This window comes from Bacillus sp. 22475, assembly GCF_052044835.1.
GTDB classification, from domain to species: Bacteria; Bacillota; Bacilli; order Bacillales; family Bacillaceae_G; genus Bacillus_A; species Bacillus_A cereus.
In genome coordinates this window covers 48,651-65,518 of sequence record NZ_JBQENW010000005.1, presented here as the reverse complement: position 1 = coordinate 65,518, position 16,868 = coordinate 48,651, and the positions used below count along the sequence as shown (strand labels likewise).

Genomic DNA, 16,868 nt, shown 5'->3' with positions numbered 1-16,868 from the left:
AATAAAACTTTTTCTTTTACGTCCTTTATTAAACTTCAAAATTTATTTCTAAACTCCTTCTTCATTTAACAAGAAAATATAGTAAAAGAGACCTCTCCAATAGGATAAGGTCTCTAACACGTCATTATTATTTTTTCTTTGGAATTTTAATTGTAATTTGATAGTACTCATCAAATTCTTCTTCCTCAGAATTAACATTTAAACCACTTTCAGTAACCATTTGTAAAGATTGTCTAATTGTATTCATAGCAATCCTCGTATCTCGACTTACTGCTTTTTGCTTTGCCTTACGCTTCGGTTTTGCTTCCTCTAGTAACTTCGCAATTCGTTCTTCTGTTTGCTTTACATTCAGTTGCTTCTCCACAATTTCCTGTAAAACCTTCAGTTGTAATTCCTCATTTTTTAAAGGAATGAGAGCGCGGGCATGACGTTCTGTAATGCTTTTTTCTAATAATGCACTTTTTATTTCTTCAGGCAACTTTAACAATCGCAACTTGTTTGCGATTGTAGATTGTCCTTTTCCAAGTCGTTGTGCCAATGCTTCTTGTGTTAAATTATGTAACTCAATCAGCTTTTGATATGCCACAGCTTCCTCGATTGCCGTTAGTTCCTCACGTTGCAAGTTTTCAATTAAAGCTACAGAAGCTGTCTCTGTATCATTTAAGTTCTTTATAATTGCAGGAACCTTTTCCCAACCTAACTTTGTTGCCGCGCGAAAACGTCTTTCTCCAGCAATAATCTCGTACTTATCGTCCTCATATTGCCTTACAACAATCGGCTGAATAAGTCCATGTGTACGAATCGTTAATGCTAGCTCATCAATACGCGCATCATCAAAAACTGTTCTTGGTTGATAACGGTTAGGGGTAATATTTACTATCGGAATTTCTTGTATTTCCTCATATACCTTTTTATCTATCTCTTCATGGCTTTCGTCTTGTAATTCGAATTCGCTCTCTTTATCTCCAAAGCCAAATAAACGAGAAAACGTATTTTTCATACATATTCCACCACCTTTTAGGCCTATTGACTATTCTCCATAAAATGTTTCCTATGAAACATTTACGTTTTCATTTATATAATTTAATCTTACGTCTAATAAGATTTATTTTTCAATAGGTAATTTATTGGGTGTCCCCGGTTTGCGTGGATATTTCTTTGGTGTCTTGCGCTTTTTCTCGATTAATAAAATATTACGTTCACTCTCTTCAAACGGTAATTGGAACGTAGACATCTCTTTTAACTCTCCGCCTAGCACCTCTAAAGCATACTTGCCATTTTCAATTTCTTCGTTTGCTGCTGCACCTTTCATTGCAATGAATGTTCCTCCAACTTTTACAAGTGGTAAACATAGCTCACTTAATACAGAAAGACGCGCAACTGCACGTGCCATTACAATATCATATGATTCACGTACACCTTCTTTTTTCCCAAATGTTTCAGCACGATCGTGACAAAATGCAACATCACTTAATTCTAACTTTTGTGCTAAGTGATTTAAGAAATTAATACGTTTTTGCAATGAATCTACAATTGTTACTTTTAAGTGCGGGAAACAGATTTTTAAAGGAATACTTGGGAATCCAGCTCCTGCACCAACATCACAAATTGAGAATGGTTTTGAAAAATCATAATAAAAAGCAGCTGTAATGGAATCAAAAAAGTGTTTTAAGTATACTTCTTCTTTTTCTGTAATAGCCGTTAAGTTCATTTTTTCATTCCACTCTACTAATGTTTCAAAGTAGATTTTGAACTGCTCTAACTGTCTAGAAGAGAGGGTGATTCCCTTCTCTTCTAGCATAGATTGAAATTGTTCTATGTTCATCTAGCAATATCTCCTTACTATGTTATTGGTTCGATACGCGCGCAATTTTTCCTTGTTCTATATACACAAGTAAAATGGAAATATCCGCTGGATTTACGCCAGAAATACGTGAAGCCTGCCCCATTGAAAGTGGACGAACATCTTTCAATTTCTGTCTAGCTTCTGAAGCAAGGCTAGAAATCGCGTCATAATCAATATCTACAGGGATTTTTTTACTCTCCATTTTCTTCATACGCTCTACTTGCTGTAAAGATTTTTCAATATATCCTTCGTACTTAATCTGAATTTCAACTTGTTCTGTAACTTCATCACTTAATTCTACTTCACTTGGTACTAAAAGATGAATATGCTCATATGTCATCTCTGGACGACGTAATAAGTCACTTGCACGTATTCCATCTTTCAATTCACTTCCGCCAATATTGCGAATTAATTCTTGAACTTCAGGACGTGGTTTAATAATAATGCTGCTTAAACGTTCCTTTTCCTGTTCAATTTGTAATTTTTTATTTGTAAATCGCTCATATCGCTCTTCTTTAATTAATCCAATTTCACGACCAACTTCAGTTAAACGAAGATCAGCATTATCGTGGCGTAATAATAGACGGTATTCTGCACGAGACGTTAATAAACGATATGGTTCATTTGTACCTTTCGTTACAAGATCATCAATTAAGACACCAATATAAGCATCCTCGCGGCCTAAAACAACTTCTTTTTTACCTAAAGAACGGCATGCTGCATTAATCCCAGCCATAAGCCCTTGTCCTGCCGCCTCTTCGTAACCAGAAGTTCCATTAATTTGTCCTGCTGTATATAAATTTTTAATCTTTTTCGTTTCAAGTGTTGGCCATAGTTGTGTTGGCACAATTGCATCATATTCAATTGCATAACCTGTGCGCATCATTTCAACATTTTCTAGGCCTGGGATTGTTCTAAGCATATCACGTTGTACATCTTCTGGTAGGCTTGTGGATAAACCTTGTACATATACTTCTTGTGTATTACGCCCTTCTGGCTCTAAGAAAATTTGATGACGTGGTTTATCATTAAATCTTACTACTTTGTCTTCAATAGAAGGACAGTACCTAGGGCCTGTTCCTTTAATCATACCAGAATACATAGCTGAACGATGTAAATTTTCATCTATTAAACGGTGTGTTTCTGTACTTGTATATGTCAACCAACATGGAATTTGATCCATAATAAATTTCGTTGTTTCAAAAGAGAACGAACGTGGCTTATCATCACCTGGTTGAATTTCTGTTTTACTGTAGTCAATTGTATTACTGTTTACACGCGGAGGTGTCCCTGTTTTAAATCTAACAAGATCAAATCCAAGCTCCTCTAAATGCTCAGATAATGTAATAGACGGTTGTTGATTATTTGGACCGCTTGAATATTTTAAATCGCCCATGATAATCTCGCCACGTAAAAATGTTCCAGTCGTAATTACAACGGTTTTCGCTGTATATTCTGCACCAGCTTGTGTAACTACCCCTTTACATATACCTTCTTCAACGATTAAACGCTCTACCATTCCTTGGAACAACGTTAAGTTTGGTGTTTCTTCAATTGTTTTCTTCAATTCATGTTGGTAAGAGAATTTATCAGCTTGCGCTCGAAGTGCACGTACAGCTGGACCCTTACCTGTATTTAGCATACGCATTTGAATATGAGTTTTATCAATATTACGTCCCATTTCTCCGCCTAATGCATCAATTTCACGAACAACAATCCCTTTTGCTGGTCCACCAACAGAAGGGTTACATGGCATGAATGCTACCATATCTAAGTTAATTGTTAACATTAATGTTTTTGAGCCCATTCGTGCTGCCGCAAGACCAGCTTCACATCCTGCATGACCTGCACCGATTACTATGACATCGTATGAACCGGCATTGTATCCCATTGTTTATTCCTCCTAATAATCTCTATCTTTCTAAAACATCACTATATTATTTTCCTAAACAAAATTGAGAGAACAACTGGTCAATTAGGCTTTCATGGACTGTGTCACCAGTAATTTCACCAAGTATTTCCCACGTTCTTGTTAAATCAATTTGCACCATATCAATTGGTACACCATTTTCTATTGCCTCAATTGCATCACCGATTGTTTGTCCCGCTTGTGTTAATAATCCAATATGTCTCGCATTAGAAACATATGTCATATCTGCAGAATCGATTGTTCCTTCAAAGAATAAATCAGCTATTGCCTTTTCGAGTTCATCTATTCCTTGTTCCTCAATTAAGGATGTTGTAATAACACGATTTCCCTCGGCTAACTCTGTAACACGTTCCATATCAATCGCTTGCGGTAAATCAGTCTTATTCACAATAACAATAAAGTCTTTTCCTTGTACCGCATGGAATAGATCTTCATCCTCATTTGTTAAAGCCTCGCTATAGTTGACAACAACTAATACTAAATCTGCTTGGCTCATCATTTCTTTTGAACGCTCCACACCAATTCGTTCAACAACATCTTCTGTCTCACGAATACCGGCTGTATCTATAAGTTTAAGAGGTACGCCACGCACATTAACGTACTCTTCAATAACATCACGAGTTGTTCCTGCAATATCAGTTACAATTGCTTTTTTCTCCTGAACAAGGCTATTTAATAACGATGATTTCCCAACATTAGGCCTACCGATAATTGCTGTAGCAATACCTTCACGTAAAATTTTCCCTTGTTTTGATGTTTCTAATATTTTTTCGATTTCCGAACGAACATGCGTTGCTTTCTCAATTAAAATATTATGTGTCATCTCTTCTACATCATCGTATTCTGGATAATCTATATTTACCTCAACATGAGCTAATGTTTCTAATATTTCTTGACGTAAGCGACCAATTAATTTAGATAATCGCCCTTCCATTTGATTAATTGCTACATTCATCGCACGATCTGTTTTTGCTCGAATCAAATCCATAACAGCTTCTGCTTGTGATAAATCGATACGTCCATTTAAAAAAGCACGTTTTGTAAATTCGCCCGGTTCTGCCAATCGTACTCCTTGCGCTAGAATAAGTTGCAATACTTTATTTACTGAAACAAGTCCGCCATGACAGTTAATTTCCACTATATTTTCACGTGTAAAAGTCCTCGGTGCGCGCATAATAGACACCATAACTTCTTCAATAACTTGATTTGTATCTAAATCAACGATATGACCATAATGAATAGTATGAGAAGAAACCTCTGTTAAATCCTTCCCTTTAAAAATACGGTCAACTTTCTCAACCGCATCATCCCCACTTACTCGAACAATGGCAATTGCACCCTCTCCAAGCGCTGTGGAAATCGCAGCAATTGTATCAAATTCCATGTCCTTTCACCTCACTTGCTTATTTATCTCTATTTCAACATGATTATTTCTTTCACTAAATTATTAGGATACCATAACGAACCTATCTACAAAAGAAGAATAACTCATTTTATTATATCCCCATGTAAAAAACACTAAACTTATTCACAGTGGATAAGTTTAGTGTTTTTTAGTTATCCACATCTATTTTTCGCTCAAAAAAACCGGCACTCATTTGAGCAACCGGTCATTTAGGAGATATTACAACATGCCGATGTGGTTCATTTCCTTCAGAAGTTGTTTTGATACCTTGATGATTTGATAATGCCTGATGAATAATTTTTCGTTCAAAAGATGGCATCGGTTCTAAAATAACTCTTTTTTTCGTATTAGATACTTGTTTCGCTAATCGATAAGAAAGTGATTCTAACGTACTTTTTCTTTTACTACGATAATTTTCAGCATCTAGTGTAATACCGATATACTGCTTCGTGTTACGATTCGCGACAAGTTTTGTTAAATACTGTAAAGAGTTCAATGTATTACCTCTTTTTCCAATTAAAACTCTTACATCATCACCAGAAATTGTAAATTCGATCTCGCGTCCTTTTACAATTTTACTAATTTCAACTTCCACACCCATATTGTGAATAACATTTCTTAAATATTCTTCACATTCCTGAATTGGATCTTTCTTCAATACAACTTCTACTACTGCAGGACGATTCCCAAATAAACCTAAGAACCCTCTTTTACCCTCATCGACAATATTTATATCTACTCGATCTTTTGATGTGTTTAATTGCCTTAAAGCATCCTCTACTGCCAGCTCGACTGTTTGTCCTTTAGCAGTAATTATACTCACTTGCTTGAGCCTCCAGCTTTGTTAGCCTTAATCTCTGGCCCTTTGATAAAGTACATTTGAGCAATACCAAAGATATTACCAACAACCCAGTAAAGTGATAATGCAGCTGGGAAGTTAATTGCAAAGATTAAAATCATAATCGGCATAAGCCAAAGCATCATTGCCATTTGCGGATTTTGACCAGCTGTTCCTGCCATTGCAAGCTTTTGCTGAATAAATGTCGTAATTGCCGCAACAACTGGTAAGATATAGAACGGATCTGCCTGTCCTAAATCAAACCATAAAAATGTATGTTCACTAATTGCTGTTGTTCTCATAATCGCATGATAAAACGCGAATAAAATAGGCATCTGAACAAATATCGGTAAACATCCTGCCAATGGATTTACACCATTCTTTTGATATAACTGCATCATTTCTTGTTGTAGTTTTTGCTGTGTTGCTTGATCTTTAGAACTATATTTCTCTTTTAACTTCACCATTTCTGGTTGTAACGCTTGCATTGCCTTTGTACTCTTCGTTTGTTTAATCATTAATGGTAATAATGCAAAACGAATGATAAGAGTTGTAATAACAATTGCTAAACCGTAATTACTGTTAAATAAGTCGGCAAAATACGTGATTAACTGAGAAAGCGGATATACGAAATATTCATTCCAAATCCCAGTACTTTTCGATGTAATCGGCTGACCCGTTTCACTACAACCGGTGGCAATCGCCATTAATGCAACGACCATGGCTAGTAAACCTAATTTCTTTTTCAAAGCCTACTCCTCCTTGTATCGGTATGTATATAGTGTAATTCATTTCCTTACGCTACTTTTTTATTCTTTTCATACCAGAGCGTTTAAAGACATGAATTAAGCTTTTCTTTACTTCTTCATATGTCATCTCTGCACAAGGCTTCCTTGCTATTATAACAAAATCTTTTCCAGAATCTATCTCATCTTTTAACTCTGTAATAGCCTGACGGACCATGCGCTTAATTCGATTACGAACTACTGCATTTCCTATTTTCTTGCTAACAGAAAGGCCGATGCGAAAGTTTGGCTGTTCTTCTTTATCTAATTGGTATACAACAAACTGACGATTCGCATTTGATTTTCCTTTTTGAAAAACCGCCTGGAATTCATCATTCTTCTTTATACGATGTTTTTTCTTCATATCAATTGACACTCCTGTATTTCATCAGCGGAAATTCACTATTATTAGAAAAAAAGACCACTGAACGATCAGTGGTCTACGCAGATAATACTTTTCTTCCTTTACGACGACGAGCTGCTAGCACTTTACGTCCGTTCGCTGTGCTCATACGGCTGCGGAAACCATGTACTTTGCTGCGCTTACGTTTATTTGGTTGGTAAGTTCTTTTCATTATATGACACCTCCCTGAGGAATATCTGTTAAAGACAGTCCTATAAATTATAGTTAATTAACTAGGAAAATGTCAATGGTTCTAGAAATTTTCATCAAATATTCATTTTGAACCTATTCACATACTTTTTCACAGCATCTATATTTCCTTGTGGATAAATGTTTTTTCACGTTTTTTATATCCACAAACTTTTTTCCCACTTTTACACAGTATATCGTGTTGTGGACAAGTTTATTCCACAAGGTATTGATTTTGTGGATAACTTTCTTAAATTCATTGCTATAGCCACTTTTTTTTGATATTATAGTTGTGTTTTCACTTTGAATAAGTTTTCCACACCTTTATCTTATCCACAATTTGTGTATAACATGTGGACAGTTTTAATCACATGTGGGTAAATAGTTGTCCACATTTGCTTTTTTTGTCGAAAACCCTATCTCATATACAAACGACGTTTTTAGGTTTTAAAATACGTTTCGTATAAATATACATTTTATATTTATAAGGTTGTACATTTGTTGCGCAACCTTATTCTTTTACCATCTTAGTAAAGGAGGGACACCTTTGGAAAATATCTCTGATTTATGGAATAGTGCCTTAAAAGAATTAGAAAAAAAGGTAAGCAAGCCTAGTTATGAAACATGGTTAAAATCAACAACGGCTCATAACTTGAAGAAAGACGTATTAACGATTACAGCTCCAAATGAATTTGCTCGTGACTGGCTAGAATCTCATTACTCAGAACTAATTTCGGAAACACTATACGATTTAACAGGGGCAAAATTAGCAATTCGCTTTATTATTCCCCAAAGTCAATCGGAAGAGGACATTGATCTTCCTCCAGTTAAGCGGAATCCAGCACAAGATGATTCAGCTCATTTACCACAGAGCATGTTAAATCCAAAATATACATTTGATACATTTGTTATCGGCTCTGGTAACCGTTTTGCCCATGCAGCTTCATTAGCTGTAGCCGAGGCGCCAGCTAAAGCGTATAATCCACTCTTTATTTACGGGGGAGTTGGGCTTGGAAAGACGCATTTAATGCACGCAATTGGTCATTATGTAATTGAACATAATCCAAATGCAAAAGTTGTATATTTATCATCAGAAAAATTCACGAATGAATTTATTAACTCTATTCGTGATAATAAAGCTGTTGATTTTCGCAATAAATATCGCAACGTAGATGTTTTATTGATAGATGATATTCAATTTCTTGCTGGAAAAGAACAAACTCAAGAAGAGTTTTTCCATACATTTAATGCATTACACGAAGAAAGTAAACAAATTGTAATTTCTAGTGATCGACCACCAAAAGAAATTCCAACTTTAGAAGATCGTCTTCGTTCTCGCTTTGAATGGGGACTTATTACAGATATTACGCCGCCAGATTTAGAGACACGAATTGCAATTTTACGCAAAAAGGCAAAAGCTGAAGGGCTTGATATACCAAATGAAGTTATGCTTTATATCGCAAATCAAATTGATTCAAATATTCGTGAATTAGAAGGTGCACTTATCCGAGTTGTAGCTTATTCATCTTTAATTAATAAAGATATTAATGCTGATTTAGCAGCTGAAGCACTTAAAGATATTATTCCAAATTCTAAGCCGAAAATTATCTCTATTTATGATATTCAAAAAGCTGTCGGAGACGTTTATCAAGTAAAATTAGAAGATTTTAAAGCGAAAAAACGCACAAAATCAGTTGCGTTTCCTCGCCAAATTGCAATGTATTTATCACGCGAACTTACGGATTCCTCTTTACCAAAAATAGGTGAAGAATTTGGTGGACGTGATCATACAACAGTTATCCATGCCCATGAAAAAATTTCTAAACTACTAAAAACCGATACGCAATTACAAAAGCAAGTTGAAGAAATTAATGGTATTTTAAAGTAGTAGCTGAATAGTGTGAATAACTTACCTTGTTTTACGCACAGTCTATCCACATGTAGATAGACTGTTTTTACATCCTTCAAAGGGGTTATCCACATATCCACAAGCCCTATTACTATTACTACTATTTTTTTATCTTTATTAATTAAATAAAATCTTATACTTACCGGAGGTTTTTCTTTATGCGTTTTACAATACAAAAAGACTATCTTGTAAGAGGTGTACAAGATGTAATGAAGGCAGTTTCTTCTCGTACAACAATCCCTATCCTTACAGGAATTAAAGTTGTAGCTACTGAAGAAGGGGTTACATTAACAGGAAGCGATGCTGATATTTCTATTGAATCGTTTATTCCAGTCGAAGAAAATGGAAAAGAAATCGTAGAAATAGCTCAATCAGGAAGCATTGTTTTACAAGCAAAATATTTTAGTGAGATTGTAAAAAAACTACCTAAAGATACTGTCGAAATTTCTGTGGAAAATCATTTTATGACAAAAATAAAATCTGGAAAATCAGAATTTAACTTAAATGGTTTAGATTCTGCAGAATATCCGTTATTACCACAGATTGAAGAACATCATGTATTTAAGATACCAACAGATTTACTTAAGCATATGATCAGACAAACTGTATTTGCAGTTTCTACTTCTGAAACAAGACCGATCTTGACAGGTGTAAACTGGAAGGTATATAACAGCGAGTTAACTTGTATTGCAACAGATAGTCATAGACTAGCACTTCGAAAAGCGAAAATCGAAGGACATAATATTGCAGATGAATTTCAAGCTAATGTTGTTATCCCAGGTAAGAGCTTAAATGAATTAAGTAAGATTCTAGATGAGTCTGAAGAAATGGTGGATATCGTTATTACGGAGTATCAAGTATTATTCCGTACAAAACATTTATTATTCTTCTCAAGATTGTTAGAAGGAAATTATCCAGATACAACACGTTTAATTCCAGCAGAGAGTAAAACGGATATTTTTGTGAATACAAAAGAATTCCTACAAGCAATTGATCGTGCTTCACTATTAGCGAGAGATGGCCGCAATAACGTTGTCAAATTATCAACTTTAGAGCAAGAAATGCTAGAGATTTCTTCGAATTCACCAGAAATCGGAAAAGTTGTTGAAGAAGTACAATGTGAAAAAGTAGATGGAGAAGAGTTAAAAATATCTTTTAGTGCAAAATATATGATGGATGCATTGAAAGCTTTGGATAGTACAGAGATTAAAGTTAGTTTTACTGGGGCAATGAGACCGTTCTTAATTCGTACAGTAAATGATGATTCAATTATTCAATTAATTTTACCAGTTCGTACTTACTAGGTAAGGAATAAGGGTTGCTAGTTTAAAGATGCTAGTGGCCCTTATTTGATTTTTGGGTATTACTTTCCTAATGTTAGTTTATTTAGTACAATGAAAGAATGAACACTTTCAGAAAGTGAGCGATTTTATGAAACATATTAAAATTTCAACAGAGTATATTACACTAGGACAATTTTTAAAGTTAGCTGATGTAATTGATACAGGTGGCGCTGTAAAATGGTTTTTACAAGAATATGAAGTGTACGTGAACAACGAACTTGAAAATAGAAGAGGTCGCAAGCTATATGCGAATGATGTTATTGAAATTCCAGGAAGCGGAACTTTCCAAGTTCAGGCATAAAGGGGGAGCCCTTTGTTTATTTCAGAAATACAATTAAAAAACTATCGCAATTATGAAAAATTAGAGCTTTCCTTTGAAGATAAGGTAAATGTAATTATCGGCGAAAATGCACAAGGGAAAACAAACTTGATGGAAGCTATTTATGTTTTAGCGATGGCGAAATCTCATAGAACCTCTAATGATCGCGAACTTATCCGCTGGGATGAAGAGTTTGGTCAAATAAAAGGGAAATTACAAAAAAGAAACAGTTCTTTGTCTTTGGAATTAAATATTTCGAAAAAAGGTAAAAAGGCAAAATTAAATCAACTTGAACAACAAAAGTTAAGTCAATATATTGGCGTGATGAACGTTGTCATGTTTGCCCCAGAAGATTTAAATCTTGTAAAAGGAAGCCCTCAAGTAAGAAGACGCTTTTTAGATATGGAATTAGGACAAATAGCTCCTGTATATTTGTATGAATTAAGTCAATATCAAAAGGTGCTCACGCAACGAAATCACTTGTTGAAAAAAATGCAAGGGAATAGTAAGAATGAGGAAACGATGTTGGATGTATTTACACTTCAACTAATTGAGCACGGTGCAAAAATACTGCAAAAACGTTTTGAATTTTTGCATTTGCTACAGGAATGGGCAGCTCCAATTCATCGCGGTATAAGTCGTGGATTAGAAGAGTTAGAAATTGTCTATAAACCAAGTGTAGATGTATCAGAATCAATGGATTTGTCGAAAATAAAAGAAGTATACTATGAAAGTTTTCAATCTGTGAAACAACGTGAAATTTTCCGTGGTACGACTTTAATTGGTCCTCATCGTGATGATTTACAATTCTTCGTTAATAGTAAAAATGTTCAAGTCTTTGGTTCGCAAGGACAACAACGAACGACCGCACTATCCCTAAAATTAGCTGAAATTGAATTAATTTATTCAGAGGTTAAAGAATATCCAATCCTTTTACTGGATGATGTTTTATCAGAATTAGACGATTATCGTCAATCACATCTGTTAAATACAATTCAAGGAAAGGTGCAAACATTTGTTACAACGACGAGTGTCGACGGAATTGAACACGAAACATTAAAAGATGCGAAAACAATTCATGTAACGAACGGCACGGTAGATTGTGAAATAGATAGGGCATAAACCCCTGTTTAAATGGAAAAGTAGGTGATCTTTGTGTCAATGGAACAAAAACAAATGCAAGAAAATGCATATGATGAAAGTCAGATACAGGTACTTGAAGGACTAGAGGCAGTTCGGAAACGTCCGGGTATGTATATTGGATCTACGAGTGGGAAGGGACTTCACCACCTTGTATGGGAGATTGTCGATAATAGTATCGATGAAGCGTTAGCAGGATATTGCGATGAAATTAACGTTAGTATCGAAGAAGATAATAGTATTCTTGTAACGGATAATGGACGTGGTATTCCAGTTGGTATACAAGAAAAAATGGGACGTCCTGCAGTAGAGGTTATTATGACTGTCCTCCACGCTGGTGGTAAATTTGGCGGTGGCGGTTATAAAGTTTCTGGTGGTTTGCACGGTGTTGGTGCATCTGTTGTAAATGCCTTATCAACGGAATTAGAAGTATTTGTACATCGTGACGGCAAAATCCATTACCAAAAATACGAAAGAGGTATTCCGGTTGCAGATTTAAAGGTCATCGGTGATACAGATAAGACTGGAACAATAACTCGCTTTAAACCGGATCCAGAAATTTTTAAAGAGACGACAGAATATGAATTCGATACGCTAGCGACTCGTATGCGTGAGTTGGCGTTTTTAAATCGTAATATTAAATTAACAATTGAAGATAAACGTGAACATAAGCAAAAGAAAGAGTTCCACTATGAAGGTGGAATTAAATCATATGTTGAACATTTAAATCGTTCAAAACAACCAATTCATGAAGAGCCTGTATATGTAGAAGGTTCAAAAGATGGTATTCAAGTTGAAGTTGCGCTTCAATATAACGAAGGATATACAAATCATATTTACTCATTTACAAATAATATTCATACGTATGAAGGTGGTACACATGAAGTAGGATTTAAAACTGCCTTAACACGTGTGATTAACGATTATGGTCGTAAAAATAATATCTTAAAAGATGCGGATAGTAATTTGACTGGTGAAGATGTTCGTGAAGGTTTAACAGCAATTGTGTCAATTAAACATCCAAATCCACAATTTGAAGGGCAAACGAAGACGAAACTTGGAAATAGTGAAGCGAGAACGATTACGGAGTCAGTATTCTCTGAGGCTTTTGAAAAATTCTTACTGGAAAATCCCAATGTTGCACGTAAGGTTGTAGATAAAGGAACGATGGCAGCACGTGCGCGTGTAGCAGCTAAAAAGGCTCGTGAGCTAACTCGCCGAAAGAGTGCTTTAGAAGTTTCAAGTTTACCAGGGAAATTGGCAGATTGTTCTTCTAAAGATCCAGCAATTAGTGAAATTTATATCGTAGAGGGTGACTCTGCGGGTGGATCTGCAAAACAAGGACGCGATCGTCATTTTCAAGCAATTTTACCGCTGAAGGGTAAAATTATTAATGTTGAAAAGGCACGCTTAGATAAGATTTTATCAAATGATGAAGTTCGTACAATTATTACGGCGATTGGTACAAATATTGGTGGGGACTTCGATATCGAAAAAGCACGCTATCATAAAGTTATTATTATGACCGATGCTGATGTTGATGGTGCGCATATTCGTACCCTATTATTAACGTTCTTCTATCGTTATATGCGTCAAATAATTGAGTGCGGATATATATATATCGCACAGCCACCTTTGTTTAAAGTGCAACAAGGTAAAAAAATTCAATATGCTTATAATGATAAAGAACTTGAAAAAATATTAGCTGAGTTACCAGCCCAGCCGAAACCAGGAATTCAACGTTATAAAGGTCTTGGAGAGATGAATCCAACTCAGCTATGGGAGACGACAATGGATCCAGAAGTACGTTCGTTACTTCAAGTTTCCCTTCAAGATGCAATAGAAGCAGATGAAACATTTGAAATTTTAATGGGTGATAAAGTGGAACCACGTCGTAACTTTATCCAAGAGAATGCAAAATACGTGAAAAACCTTGATATTTAAATGAGTAATGACAGGAATCTAAGTATTCCTGTCTTCTACATATAAATCAATGTATGTGTAACGGAAATGTAAGAGGAGGTGCTCGTTGATGTCAGACAATCAACAACAAGCACGAATTCGAGAAATTAATATTAGTCATGAAATGCGTACCTCATTTTTAGATTACGCAATGAGTGTTATCGTATCTCGTGCATTACCAGATGTTCGTGATGGATTAAAACCTGTGCATCGTAGGGTTTTATATGCGATGAATGATTTAGGAATTACAGCTGATAAAGCGTATAAGAAATCAGCACGTATTGTCGGTGAAGTAATCGGTAAGTATCACCCTCATGGAGATTCAGCCGTTTATGAAACAATGGTACGTATGGCGCAAGATTTCAGTCAACGTTATATGCTTGTAGATGGGCATGGTAACTTCGGTTCTGTAGATGGAGATTCAGCAGCGGCAATGCGTTATACAGAGGCAAGAATGTCTAAGATTTCTATGGAATTAATACGTGATATTTCAAAAAATACAATTGATTACCAAGATAACTACGATGGTTCGGAAAGAGAGCCGATTGTATTACCAGCGCGTTTCCCTAATTTATTAGTAAACGGTACGACAGGTATTGCGGTTGGTATGGCAACAAATATTCCGCCGCATCAACTTGGCGAAGTAATTGATGGTGTGTTGGCATTAAGCCATAATCCAGATATCACTATCGCGGAATTAATGGAATATATTCCTGGGCCAGACTTCCCAACATCAGGTTTAATCTTAGGGCGAAGTGGCATCCGTAGAGCTTATGAAACAGGACGAGGTTCTATTATGCTTCGTGCCAAAGTTGAAATTGAAGAGAAATCAAATGGTAAACAATCTATTATCGTAACGGAACTACCTTATCAAGTTAATAAGGCACGATTAATTGAAAAAATCGCAGAATTAGTTCGCGATAAGAAAATTGAAGGTATTACAGATTTACGTGATGAATCAGACCGAAATGGTATGCGTATTGTCATGGAAGTACGTCGTGACGCTAATGCAAACGTACTATTAAACAATCTATATAAACATACAGCACTTCAAACAAGTTTCGGTATTAATATGTTGTCTCTTGTAAATGGAGAGCCTCAAGTACTAAATTTAAAACAAAACTTATATCATTATTTGGAGCACCAGAAGGTAGTAATCCGTAGACGTACTGCTTATGAATTAGAAAAAGCAGAGGCACGTGCCCATATTTTAGAAGGATTACGAATTGCTTTAGATCATCTTGATGAAGTTATTACGTTAATTCGTAGTTCAAAAACGGCTGATATTGCAAAGCAAGGCTTAATGGAACGTTTCGGTTTAAGTGAGAAACAAGCGCAAGCGATTTTAGATATGCGTCTGCAACGCTTAACTGGATTAGAACGTGAAAAAATCGAGCAAGAATATCAAGACTTAATGAAATTAATTGCTGAATTAAAAGCGATTTTAGCAGATGAAGAGAAAGTTCTTGAGATTATTCGTGAAGAATTAACAGAAGTAAAAGAGCGTTTCAATGATAAGAGACGAACAGAAATTACAATTGGCGGTATGGAATTTATTGAAGATGAAGATTTAATTCCTGAGCAAAACATTGCGATTACGTTAACTCATAACGGTTATATTAAGAGGTTACCAGCTTCTACGTACAAAACACAGAACCGTGGGGGACGTGGTGTACAAGGAATGGGTACAAATGATGATGACTTTGTTGAACACTTATTAACAACGTCTACTCATGATCATATTTTATTCTTTACAAACAAGGGTAAAGTATACCGTACGAAAGGATATGAAATCCCAGAGTATAGTCGTACTGCAAAAGGGCTACCAATTATTAACCTATTAGGGGTAGATAAGGGTGAGTGGATCAATGCCATTATTCCAATCCGTGAATTTGGTGACGACCAGTTCTTATTCTTTACAACGAAACAAGGTATTTCTAAGAGAACGCCACTTTCATCATTTGCAAATATACGTACAAACGGTTTAATTGCAATTTCGCTTCGTGAAGAAGATGAAGTGATTTCTGTACGTTTAACATCTGGCGATAAAGATATTATCGTAGGGACAAGCAACGGTATGTTAATTCGCTTCAATGAACAAGATGTACGTTCTATGGGCCGTAATGCAGCTGGTGTAAAAGCTATTACATTAGGCGAAGAGGACCAAGTAGTAGGTATGGAAATTGTTGAAGAAGATACGAATGTTTTAATTGTAACGAAAAACGGGTATGGTAAGCGTACTCCAGTTGAAGAGTATCGACTACAAAGCCGTGGTGGTAAAGGTCTTAAGACTTGTAACATTACAGATAAAAACGGTAAGTTAGTAGCGGTTAAGTCTGTAACAGGTGAAGAAGACATCATGCTAATTACAGCCGCAGGCGTTATTATTCGTATGCCAGTTGATCAAATCTCTCAAATGGGACGTAATACACAAGGTGTTCGTCTAATTCGTTTAGAGGATGAGCAAGAGGTAGCGACAGTAGCAAAAGCACAGAAAGATGAAGAAGAAGAATCTAATGAAGAGGTTTCTTCTGAAGAATAAGAGGGGGGATTTTCCCCCCTCTTATTTTTTTATAATAATACTTGCATAGTAATAGAAAAGTCTATATAATAGGCAGAGTCAGCAAATGAGAGATACAAATTGTCTTGAAAAAATTGTTGACGAAAATAATATATTATGATATATTATGAAAGTCGCCGAAACGCGATATTGAACTTTGAAAACTAAACGAAACAAACAACGTGAAACGTCAATTTTTATTTTTAGATGCTAGACAAACTAACTTTATTGGAGAGTTT

General features: G+C 35.5%; 14 protein-coding genes. 6 read left to right on the top strand and 8 right to left on the bottom strand.

Annotated elements, in window-relative coordinates; genetic code table 11:
* Window positions 1-127 precede the first annotated feature (127 nt).
* The 8 genes from noc to rpmH all read right to left on the bottom strand — a co-directional run bounded on the left by noc (window position 128) and on the right by rpmH (window position 7,379).
* Complete coding sequence (gene noc, locus ACTJJY_RS10445) at window positions 128-1,000, bottom strand: nucleoid occlusion protein (protein WP_000799016.1); 873 nt, start codon at window positions 998-1,000, stop codon at window positions 128-130.
* Between the two features lie 105 nt (window positions 1,001-1,105).
* Window positions 1,106-1,825 carry a 16S rRNA (guanine(527)-N(7))-methyltransferase RsmG gene (gene rsmG / locus ACTJJY_RS10440; protein ID WP_001019628.1) on the bottom strand — a complete coding sequence of 240 codons (720 nt, stop codon included), beginning with the start codon at window positions 1,823-1,825 and terminating at the stop codon, window positions 1,106-1,108.
* Between the two features lie 22 nt (window positions 1,826-1,847).
* Entirely contained in the window at window positions 1,848-3,737 is a 1,890-nt protein-coding gene (gene mnmG, locus ACTJJY_RS10435; RefSeq protein WP_000541052.1) for a tRNA uridine-5-carboxymethylaminomethyl(34) synthesis enzyme MnmG, read from the bottom strand.
* 46 nt (window positions 3,738-3,783) lie between these two features.
* Complete coding sequence (gene mnmE / locus ACTJJY_RS10430) at window positions 3,784-5,160, bottom strand: tRNA uridine-5-carboxymethylaminomethyl(34) synthesis GTPase MnmE (protein WP_063549245.1); 1,377 nt, start codon at window positions 5,158-5,160, stop codon at window positions 3,784-3,786.
* A 226-nt stretch (window positions 5,161-5,386) separates the two neighbouring features.
* Complete coding sequence (gene jag, locus ACTJJY_RS10425; RefSeq protein ID WP_440605462.1) at window positions 5,387-6,004, bottom strand: RNA-binding cell elongation regulator Jag/EloR; 618 nt, start codon at window positions 6,002-6,004, stop codon at window positions 5,387-5,389.
* Window positions 6,001-6,768 (bottom strand): YidC family membrane integrase SpoIIIJ, encoded by a 768-nt coding sequence (spoIIIJ, locus tag ACTJJY_RS10420; protein WP_000727740.1) that lies wholly within the window; start codon window positions 6,766-6,768, stop codon window positions 6,001-6,003. Before spoIIIJ ends, jag begins: the two co-directional genes overlap by 4 nt.
* Window positions 6,769-6,820: 52 nt before the next feature.
* Window positions 6,821-7,168 (bottom strand): ribonuclease P protein component, encoded by a 348-nt coding sequence (gene rnpA, locus ACTJJY_RS10415; RefSeq protein WP_000726621.1) that lies wholly within the window; start codon window positions 7,166-7,168, stop codon window positions 6,821-6,823.
* 76 nt (window positions 7,169-7,244) lie between these two features.
* The gene (gene rpmH / locus ACTJJY_RS10410; RefSeq protein WP_000831901.1) at window positions 7,245-7,379 is read right to left on the bottom strand and encodes a 50S ribosomal protein L34; all 135 of its coding nucleotides are present in this window, start codon (window positions 7,377-7,379) and stop codon (window positions 7,245-7,247) included.
* A gap of 564 nt (window positions 7,380-7,943) precedes the next feature.
* Between rpmH and dnaA the strand changes: the two genes are divergently transcribed.
* The 6 genes from dnaA to gyrA all read left to right on the top strand — a co-directional run bounded on the left by dnaA (window position 7,944) and on the right by gyrA (window position 16,611).
* Window positions 7,944-9,284 (top strand): chromosomal replication initiator protein DnaA, encoded by a 1,341-nt coding sequence (dnaA, locus tag ACTJJY_RS10405; RefSeq protein ID WP_000428028.1) that lies wholly within the window; start codon window positions 7,944-7,946, stop codon window positions 9,282-9,284.
* Window positions 9,285-9,463: 179 nt separating this feature from the next.
* Window positions 9,464-10,609: a DNA polymerase III subunit beta gene (gene dnaN, locus ACTJJY_RS10400; protein WP_001212886.1), complete on the top strand. Its 1,146-nt coding sequence runs from the start codon at window positions 9,464-9,466 to the stop codon at window positions 10,607-10,609.
* Window positions 10,610-10,736: 127 nt separating this feature from the next.
* A complete protein-coding gene (gene yaaA / locus ACTJJY_RS10395) occupies window positions 10,737-10,949 on the top strand; it encodes a S4 domain-containing protein YaaA (protein ID WP_000680510.1) in 213 nt (70 codons plus the stop codon).
* Between the two features lie 12 nt (window positions 10,950-10,961).
* On the top strand, window positions 10,962-12,089 hold the full coding sequence (gene recF, locus ACTJJY_RS10390; RefSeq protein WP_000470755.1) for a DNA replication/repair protein RecF: 1,128 nt from the start codon (window positions 10,962-10,964) through the stop codon (window positions 12,087-12,089).
* Window positions 12,090-12,128: 39 nt separating this feature from the next.
* Entirely contained in the window at window positions 12,129-14,051 is a 1,923-nt protein-coding gene (gene gyrB / locus ACTJJY_RS10385; protein WP_000435980.1) for a DNA topoisomerase (ATP-hydrolyzing) subunit B, read from the top strand.
* A gap of 88 nt (window positions 14,052-14,139) precedes the next feature.
* Complete coding sequence (gene gyrA / locus ACTJJY_RS10380; protein WP_001282866.1) at window positions 14,140-16,611, top strand: DNA gyrase subunit A; 2,472 nt, start codon at window positions 14,140-14,142, stop codon at window positions 16,609-16,611.
* The last annotated feature ends 257 nt before the right edge of the window (window positions 16,612-16,868 follow it).

Bases quoted from the DNA above. Each gene is read 5' to 3' on its own strand.
- noc (WP_000799016.1), bottom strand. From the start codon at position 1,000: ATGAAAAATACGTTTTCTCGTTTATTTGGCTTTGGAGATAAAGAGAGC.
- rsmG (WP_001019628.1), bottom strand. From the start codon at position 1,825: ATGAACATAGAACAATTTCAATCTATGCTAGAAGAGAAGGGAATCACC.
- mnmG (WP_000541052.1), bottom strand. From the start codon at position 3,737: ATGGGATACAATGCCGGTTCATACGATGTCATAGTAATCGGTGCAGGT.
- mnmE (WP_063549245.1), bottom strand. From the start codon at position 5,160: ATGGAATTTGATACAATTGCTGCGATTTCCACAGCGCTTGGAGAGGGT.
- rnpA (WP_000726621.1), bottom strand. From the start codon at position 7,168: ATGAAGAAAAAACATCGTATAAAGAAGAATGATGAATTCCAGGCGGTT.
- rpmH (WP_000831901.1), bottom strand. From the start codon at position 7,379: ATGAAAAGAACTTACCAACCAAATAAACGTAAGCGCAGCAAAGTACAT.
- dnaN (WP_001212886.1), top strand. From the start codon at position 9,464: ATGCGTTTTACAATACAAAAAGACTATCTTGTAAGAGGTGTACAAGAT.
- yaaA (WP_000680510.1), top strand. From the start codon at position 10,737: ATGAAACATATTAAAATTTCAACAGAGTATATTACACTAGGACAATTT.
- gyrB (WP_000435980.1), top strand. From the start codon at position 12,129: ATGGAACAAAAACAAATGCAAGAAAATGCATATGATGAAAGTCAGATA.
- gyrA (WP_001282866.1), top strand. From the start codon at position 14,140: ATGTCAGACAATCAACAACAAGCACGAATTCGAGAAATTAATATTAGT.